Source organism: Bacteroidales bacterium, from assembly GCA_031275285.1.
GTDB lineage: Bacteria > Bacteroidota > Bacteroidia > Bacteroidales > UBA4181 > JAIRLS01.
In genome coordinates, this window is sequence record JAISOY010000150.1 from 1 (window position 1) to 8,243 (window position 8,243).

Here is an 8,243-nt window from a genome sequence, read left to right on the forward strand (position 1 = left end):
TTTCCATGAGCAGCGACAACAATCTGATCATATTGTTTCAAAGATGGGAAAATGGTTTCCTGCCAGTAAGGAACAATACGTTCAACGGTATCCTTCAGCGATTCGGTTAAAGGGATTTCGGCATCTGTCAGTTCATTATAACGGATGTCGGCCCTTGGGCTTCTGGAATCATCCATTGCCAATGGATCAGGAGCGATATCATAGCTTCTCCGCCAGATAAGCACCTGCTCATCTCCGTATTTTTCCGCTGTTTCGGATTTATTCAGTCCTTGTAGCATTCCATAATGCTTTTCGTTCAGCCTCCATGATTTCTCTACCGGAATCCAGTCCAGATCCATTACATCTAATACCTGATTCAAAGTTTTGATGGCACGTTTGAGGTAGGAAGTAAATGCTTTTTCAAAAACAAACCCGTTCTCTTTCAATATTTTCCCGGCAGACATAGCTTCCTGAACTCCGGTAGGAGAGAGGTCAACATCCGTCCATCCGGTAAAACGGTTTTCTTTGTTCCAAGTACTTTCTCCATGGCGGAGCAAAACGACTTTTTTCATCTTAAACTATTGATTAATTTATTTTTATATATTCAAATATTTTCCTCAAAGAAACAAAAAAAAATGCTCTAAAAAAAGAAATCTGTGATTTTTTGTTCATTTTGCTGATTCGTAATAAAATGCAAAAGAGCAAGGATTCCTTGCTCTTTTGCATTTTATTATCTGTTTAAAAACTTATTGGGTTTGTCCGTATAAATATCTTTTGATTTTTAATGTCGGGGTCTTTTCAAAAGGAGTAGGAACCACTACTACAGAATGAATTTGAGAAAAACGGTTGACCCGGTGGTTGACATATTTTTTAAGGTCTTCGAGAAAAACATCCAGTTGTTTGTTCCACTCATCCTTACATTCGTTAAAATAATTGATCGCATCAGCACACATTTGCTGGTATTGCTTTTCAAGATCTTCTGAGTTCAGGTGGACCATGGCCACTAGCTTACCTTTCTGTTCCAGTACTAATGACTCTGAAACACCTTTTACATTATTGATGACAGATTCGATATCCTCGGGGTAGATATTTTCGCCACTCGCACCAAGGATCATATTTTTTAGCCGGCCTTTCAGGTAAAGTCTGTTTTTCTTGTCAAAACATCCCAGGTCACCCGTACGGAACCAACCGTCTTCAGTAAAGACACTTTTTGTCAATTCGGGATCTTTGTAATAACCCAGCATTACATTATCTCCTTTAGCCAGCACCTCACCAATTCCGGAAACAGGATCAGGCTGATCGATTTTTATCTGTACCCCGTGCATGGCAGGTCCTATGGCCAATTGATGCACTTTGGAAGGATTAGCCCCTGCGATCAGGGGAGCTGTTTCGGTAAGACCATAGCCGATAGCATATGGAAAACGGGCTTCATATAAGAACCGTTCTACAATACTGTCTAATTTGGCACCTCCGACTCCGAAGAAACGTAGCCGTCCTCCAAACGTCTTCATTAGCTGTTTTCCGGCCAATCGATGCATTAATTTACGGAAAGGAGTGAAATGTTCATATAAAGCTTTCATCCATTTTTTTCCTGTAAATTTCGGTAAAACCTGGTTTCGGTATATTTTTTCTATGACCAGCGGAACGCTTAGCATAGTGGTGGGTCTTATTTTCTTCATTGCAGGGACCAGAACACTTGCTGTAGGTGGTTTTTCCAGATAGTAAATGGATGCTCCCTGCATAATAGGAAGAATAAATCCTAACGTGTTCTCATAGGTATGCGATAAAGGTAAGATGGACAGGAAAACGTCGTTTTCATGAACATCCTGTATATGAAGGCACATTTCCGTATCGAAGGTAATGTTTTTGTGGGTCAGGACAACACCTTTCGAACGTCCGGTAGTACCCGAAGTATAGATGATCGATGCGATGTCCGAATCTTTAACCTCAACCTCCATGTTCACAGGTGTTTCCAATAATTCGCCTGAAAGTACGGAGAAATCTTCAATAGCGATTTTGTGTGTGAGGCTGTCACTCTGAAGATCGGCAATGTTGGATTGAAGTTTTTGAGAAACAAAAATTGCTTTACTTTCCGAATGTTGCATAATACTTTGCACCTCTTCCGGATGAAAATCGGGAAGTATGGGAACAACAATAGCCCCTATACTTGCGATGGAAAAATATGTAATGCCCCAATTGGGCATATTTGCACTCAATATAGCCACTTTATCCCCTTTTTGGATTCCCATGCGACCAAGTAATACAATGGTCTTATCCACTTCTGCTTTCATCTCTGCGTAAGATAGCGGGCTTCCATTGACAAAGGAAACTGCTGTCCTGGTGGCAAATTTTGCACAACTATGATTAAAAAGTTCTTTAAGTGTCATATCATTAATCTAAAATACCCTACTCAATATTCGTATTTTCAAATTATCACTAAACAAATGAATCAATACGTTACAGATTATTTGACAAAAAACATGCCGAGTTTTAAGTTTTTGAAAAACAGTGTTTTATATTGTTTTATAAAGCCTTTTTTATTCGAAAATAGCCCATCTGGCTTGCAAATATAAAATATATTTTTATAAAATCTTTTACGATTAGACCTAAATAATATATTATATTGCCGGATGCTTTTACTTTTGTTTTTGCCTATAGGATTATTTTTCATAAAACATTAACTATATTTACAACATCAAGGTAAGCGAAAAATTTAAAGGTAGGGGGTCGCAATGGCTGAAAGTGTCGGGTGATCATGATATCAGATAAATTCCATATTTGATGTATGATTTCGATGTTTGAAAGATAATTTAATAAAATAATTGCACATTAAAACTATTGAAAATGAAAAAGTTCTGTTTATTAGGATTAACACTGTTCTTTGTAGTAATCTCATTCGCACAATCAGATGTGTATGTAGCCGGATTTACAATATCCACTGAAGGAAAGCAAGTGGCAGCGCTTTGGAAGAATGGAGTAGAGCAACATGTTACAGACGGCACAAGGAACGCTTTTGCTTCTTCTGTTTTCGTGTTGGGTAACGATGTATATGTTTGTGGAGGGGAAATGAATGCACAAAATATCGGTGTTGCTAAACTTTGGAAAAACGGTAAGCCGCAAGACCTTACCGATGGAACTTACAATGCGGAGGCTAGTTCAGTCTATGTATCGCGCAACAATGTGTATGTCGTCGGATATGAAAGAAATGCACAAAACAGAAGCGTTGCTAAACTTTGGAAAAATGGAAAGGCACAAAACCTTACAGACGGAATGTACAATACGTGGGATGAATTATCCGTTTTCGTATCGGGCAAAGATGTTTATGTAGCCGGGCGGGAAAACAATGCACAAGGTAACTCTGTTGCCAAACTTTGGAAAAATGGAGTGGTGCAAAATCTTACGGACGGAACTCTGTCTGCTGCGGCTACATCTGTTTATGTATCGGAAGGTGATGTGTATGTAGCCGGCTGGGAAGGTGGTAGAAGTGGCATTGTTGCTAAATTTTGGAAAAACGGGGTGGTACAGGAAGACCTGAGTAGCGGGAGTATAAACGCATGGACCGTATCTATTTATGTGGACAATAAAGATGTATATGTAGCAGGATTAGCATATGATACATCTCCGGTAATGATAGCTAAGCTTTGGAAAAACGGGGAGTTACAAAATCTCTCCGATGGAACTTTTTGGACAAGACCTACCTCTGTTTACGTGTCCGGCAACGACGTATATGTCGCCGGATATGGGTACAATGAACATCGTATTAACGTTGCCAAACTTTGGAAAAACGGAGTGGTACAAGATCTTACGGATGGAAGTTTAAATGCAGTAGCTAAATGCGTTTTTGTAAATAAGCTGTAGAACGTAGGTCTTTCAGCGAATTATTTTTTATACCTTTGTTGTGTAGCATATTTTTGTGATTTTATCGACAATTTCTCGTTTTAAATGATTTATTAGCAAAAATAAGTTGCTTTTTCTCGTAAAAACACATTTTTTGCTGACTATACGAGGTGCAAAACATTTAGTAATTTAATAAACCTATGGAACAATATATTTTGTCACTGGATGCCGGAACAACAAGTTCAAGGGCCATTGTTTTTGACCATAAAGGTGAAATCCGTTCTGTTGCTCAGAAGGAATTTACCCAGATATTTCCACAAAGCGGTTGGGTAGAACATGATCCTCAGGAAATATGGTCTTCTCAGGCTGCCGTTGTAGCGGAAGCAATCACTAAAATAGGGATCAACGGGACCAATATTGCCGGCATAGGCATTACCAATCAACGGGAAACCACCATTGTATGGGATAGGAATACCGGGGAACCGGTGTATAATGCTATTGTCTGGCAGGACCGGAGGACTTCCGAATACTGTGATAAATTGAAAAATGAAGGATGGTTGCCCGAGATAAAAGCCAAAACCGGATTGATCATTGATGCATATTTCAGTGCAACAAAAATAAAATGGATATTAGATAATGTTGAAGGGGCACGTACGAGAGCAGAAAAAGGAGAACTCGCTTTCGGGACAGTAGACTCGTGGCTTGTATGGAAACTCACTCATGGTGAACAACACATTACAGATGTAACCAATGCATCCCGGACAATGTTATACAATATCATGGATCTGGAGTGGGATAAAGAATTACTCGAATTGTTCAGTATTCCCAAAAGCATGATGCCCCGGGTAGCATCATCCAGTGAGATATACGGACATACAAAAACCACCATCTTTGCTTCTAAAGTTCCCATTTCAGGGATTGCCGGAGACCAGCAGTCTGCCCTGTTCGGGCAAATGTGTATTGAGCCGGGGATGGTAAAAAACACTTATGGAACAGGTTGTTTTATCCTGATGAATACCGGAGAAGAGCCAGTTGCATCCAAAAATAATCTGATAACTACTATCGCTTTACAGATGAATGGGAAAACGACTTATGCCCTGGAAGGGAGTATATTTGTCGGTGGCGCGATTGTACAATGGTTAAGGGATGGATTAAAAATTATCCACTCTTCTTCCGAAATAGAAAAATTATCTTCCCAGGTAGAAGATAACGGGGATGTTTATTTCGTTCCGGCACTTACAGGTTTGGGGGCTCCCTACTGGGATCAATATGCAAGAGGAACTATTATCGGTATTTCCAGAGGCACTACATCTGCACATATAGCCCGGGCAGCACTTGAAAGCATTGCTTTCCAGTCGATGGATGTGATCAATGCCATGATATTGGATGCCGGTGTAGGGCTTAAAGAATTAAGGGTAGACGGAGGGGCGGCCATAAATAATCTACTGATGCAGTTTCAGGCAGACCTGCTGGGTGAAACTGTGGTACGTCCGAGAATTACCGAAACGACAGCATTGGGCGCTGCATATCTGGCCGGCCTGGCGGTAGGCTACTGGAAAGATATTAATGAAGTAAAGGAACAGTGGAAGGTCGATACTCGTTTTGAACCGGATGAAGAATTAGATATGCAACTGACAAAGAGAAAATGGAGTGAAGCAGTGCACCGCTCCCGTTCATGGATCAAATAATAATATTTATTGTATAAAATTTAAGTTTATTTTAATCATCAATTATTGACGTATGGACCAAAGTCTTTTGTTTGAATTTATCGGAACAGCAATTCTGATACTTTTGGGTGACGGTGTAGTAGCTAATGTCTGCTTAAAAGGTACGAAAGCGTATAATTCCGGATGGATCGTTATATCTATTGCATGGGGGCTGGCTGTTTTTGTTGCAGCATTTATCTCCGACCCGTATTCCGGTGCGCATTTAAATCCGGCTTTAACTATCGGTTTGACTTTGGCCGGTAAATTTGAGGGGAATGTGATCGGTTATATTATAGCCCAGATATTGGGAGGAACGGTTGGGGGCTGTTTGGTTTACCTTTTTTACAAACCTCATTTTGATGTCGAAGAAGATCCAAATACAAAACTGGGTGTTTTCTGTACCATACCAGCGATCCGTAATTATTTCTATAATTTCGTCAGCGAGGTCATTGGTACTTTTTTATTGGTCTTTGGTATCTTATCAGTTTCCGGTTCCCAGATATCAGGGCCGTTTCCTGTTGCGTTGCTGATCATGGCCATAGGTATGTCATTAGGAGGAACTACGGGCTATGCCATCAATCCTGCAAGGGATCTGGGGCCGCGCCTGGCACATGCCATATTACCGATAAAAGGAAAGAGGGACAGCGATTGGGCATATTCATGGATACCTGTTTGCGGTCCTGTTTGCGGTGCCCTGTTGGCAGCGTTATTATTTAATTGTCTGTAGTCGTTGTCTGATCTGCAGCATTTTTTGTATATATCCTTTTTCCAAAAATAGTCGATCCTATCCGTATCATGGTGGCACCTTCTTCAATGGCTATTTTATAGTCATCGGACATACCCATGGATAATTCACAAAATGATACTTCCGAAGCAAAATAATCCTGTTTGATCCGTTTGAATAATTGAGCAAGGTGCCGGAATTCATGACGGATGATATTCTGATCTTCCGTGTAAGTCGCCATACCCATTAGTCCACAAATGCGAATGTGATTTAGATCCTTTAGCTTTGGGTTTTTAAGTAAATGAAGTATCTCGCTTTCGGAGAATCCGAATTTTTGTTCTTCCCTGGCAATATGTATCTGCATCAGACAATCGATCACCCGGTTATGTTTTTGCGCATGCTTATTGATTTCTTCCAGTAACCGGAGCGAATCTATTGTTTGTATCATCTGTATGAATGGCGCAATATATTTTACTTTATTGGTTTGTAGATGACCAATAAAATGCCATTCCACACCGGATAAGTGTTGATGCTTTTCCGTTAATTCCTGTACTTTATTTTCACCAAAACGTAATTGACCGGCTTGTATGGCTTCCCGGATTTCTTCAATACTTTTGGTTTTACTGACTGCAATTAATTGTACATTAGGAGGAATGATCGACCTTAATTGATGGATATTTTCTGAAATATGTTCCATGATAAAGAATACCGGTTTTCAAAACCATAAAATTAATGCTTTTATTCTTCATAACCAATCAGATTCAGTACAATAAAAGCGTATTTGTGAAACTTTTAATCATTTTGTGCGTATATTTGTAGAATATAGGATGCGGTTCGGCAATTTTTTGAAAGCAAGCTTTCTACAATTGCTCTCACCTTTCACTATATTTGTAGAATAGAGACAATCAAGATTGAGCAATAACCGAGAAAATAAGCTTTTATTGCAGAGAATGGGCAACCTGGGATATAAGTGTTGTTATTTTAAAGGTATCATATTGTGGTGCCTGTTTTGTTGTTCTTTCAATTCTGTGAAAGCACAGACTTGTGATGATCTTACAGCAAAATGTAAACCTACTATAAATGTTTATTTGGATGCTAATGCCGGTCAGGGAACTTTATATCCAGCAGATATTAATGATGGAAGTTCAAGTAGTTGTACAATAGACTCTTATGAAATATCGGAAAATGGATTTTTTTACGGTTCTGCAATAGGTTTTTTATGTAATGATATTCCAACATCTCCGCATACGGTTTATCTAAGGGTAACCGATGCTGCCGGTTCAGAAGTGTGTGAAACTCAAGTTACAGTGCTGCCTTTACCACCAGTCATTAGTGATGTTCCTGCGGATATTACCGTTAGTTGTGATAACATTCCTCCGGTAGACCAGAATGCTGTAACTGTTACTAGTGGTTGTACTTTACAAAATGATATCACAATAACAGTATCCGATTCCCGTACCGACGGTAATTGCCCTAACAACTATACCATTACACGTACATGGACTGCTGTAGATAAGTATAACTATCAGTCCAGTGCGAGTCAGATTATAACTGTTGAAGACAAGGGGGATCCTGTTATCAGCAATGTCCCGGTCAACACCACCGTCAGTTGTAATAATGTTCCTGCTGCTGATGTTTCAACGGTAACAGTCACCGACAATTGCAGCACTTCGGATAAGATCATCGTTACAGTCAATGACGTTCGTACTGACGGCAACTGTCCGAATAATTATGTCATCACGCGTACATGGACCGCCACCGATGAATGCGGCAACTCATCCACTGCCGTTCAGGTTATCACGGTAGAAGATAATGTAGCCCCGTCCATCAGCAATGTCCCGGTCAACACCACCGTCAGTTGTAATAATGTTCCTGCTGCCGATCCTTCAGCGGTAACGGTCACCGATAACTGTAGTGCTTTGGATAAGATCACCGTCACGGTCAATGACGTTCGTGCTGATGGTAACTGTCCGAACAACTATACCATCACGCGTACA

Annotated in this window: 7 protein-coding genes; 4 read left to right on the top strand and 3 right to left on the bottom strand. The window is 40.1% G+C overall.

Going from position 1 to position 8,243, the window contains the following annotated elements; translation table 11 throughout:
• Positions 1 to 551 (bottom strand): 2,3-diphosphoglycerate-dependent phosphoglycerate mutase (gene gpmA / locus LBQ60_15065; protein ID MDR2039241.1); only part of this gene is annotated, 551 nt, incomplete at its 3' end.
• 174 nt (positions 552 to 725) lie between these two features.
• Positions 726 to 2,366: an AMP-binding protein gene (locus LBQ60_15070; protein ID MDR2039242.1), complete on the bottom strand. Its 1,641-nt coding sequence runs from the start codon at positions 2,364 to 2,366 to the stop codon at positions 726 to 728.
• A 457-nt stretch (positions 2,367 to 2,823) separates the two neighbouring features.
• Here LBQ60_15070 and LBQ60_15075 point away from each other — a divergent pair, with 457 nt between their 5' ends.
• The 3 genes from LBQ60_15075 to LBQ60_15085 all read left to right on the top strand — a co-directional run bounded on the left by LBQ60_15075 (position 2,824) and on the right by LBQ60_15085 (position 6,249).
• A complete protein-coding gene (locus LBQ60_15075) occupies positions 2,824 to 3,837 on the top strand; it encodes a hypothetical protein (GenBank protein MDR2039243.1) in 1,014 nt (337 codons plus the stop codon).
• Positions 3,838 to 4,016: 179 nt separating this feature from the next.
• Positions 4,017 to 5,504: a glycerol kinase GlpK gene (gene glpK / locus LBQ60_15080; GenBank protein MDR2039244.1), complete on the top strand. Its 1,488-nt coding sequence runs from the start codon at positions 4,017 to 4,019 to the stop codon at positions 5,502 to 5,504.
• Between the two features lie 52 nt (positions 5,505 to 5,556).
• Entirely contained in the window at positions 5,557 to 6,249 is a 693-nt protein-coding gene (locus LBQ60_15085) for an aquaporin family protein (GenBank protein ID MDR2039245.1), read from the top strand.
• On the opposite strand, the gene LBQ60_15090 is transcribed toward LBQ60_15085, so the two are convergent.
• Complete coding sequence (locus LBQ60_15090; GenBank protein ID MDR2039246.1) at positions 6,236 to 6,943, bottom strand: YggS family pyridoxal phosphate-dependent enzyme; 708 nt, start codon at positions 6,941 to 6,943, stop codon at positions 6,236 to 6,238. The genes LBQ60_15085 and LBQ60_15090 overlap by 14 nt on opposite strands.
• Positions 6,944 to 7,274: 331 nt before the next feature.
• Between LBQ60_15090 and LBQ60_15095 the strand changes: the two genes are divergently transcribed.
• A partial coding sequence (locus LBQ60_15095) for a hypothetical protein (GenBank protein ID MDR2039247.1) occupies positions 7,275 to 8,243 on the top strand: 969 nt, incomplete at its 3' end.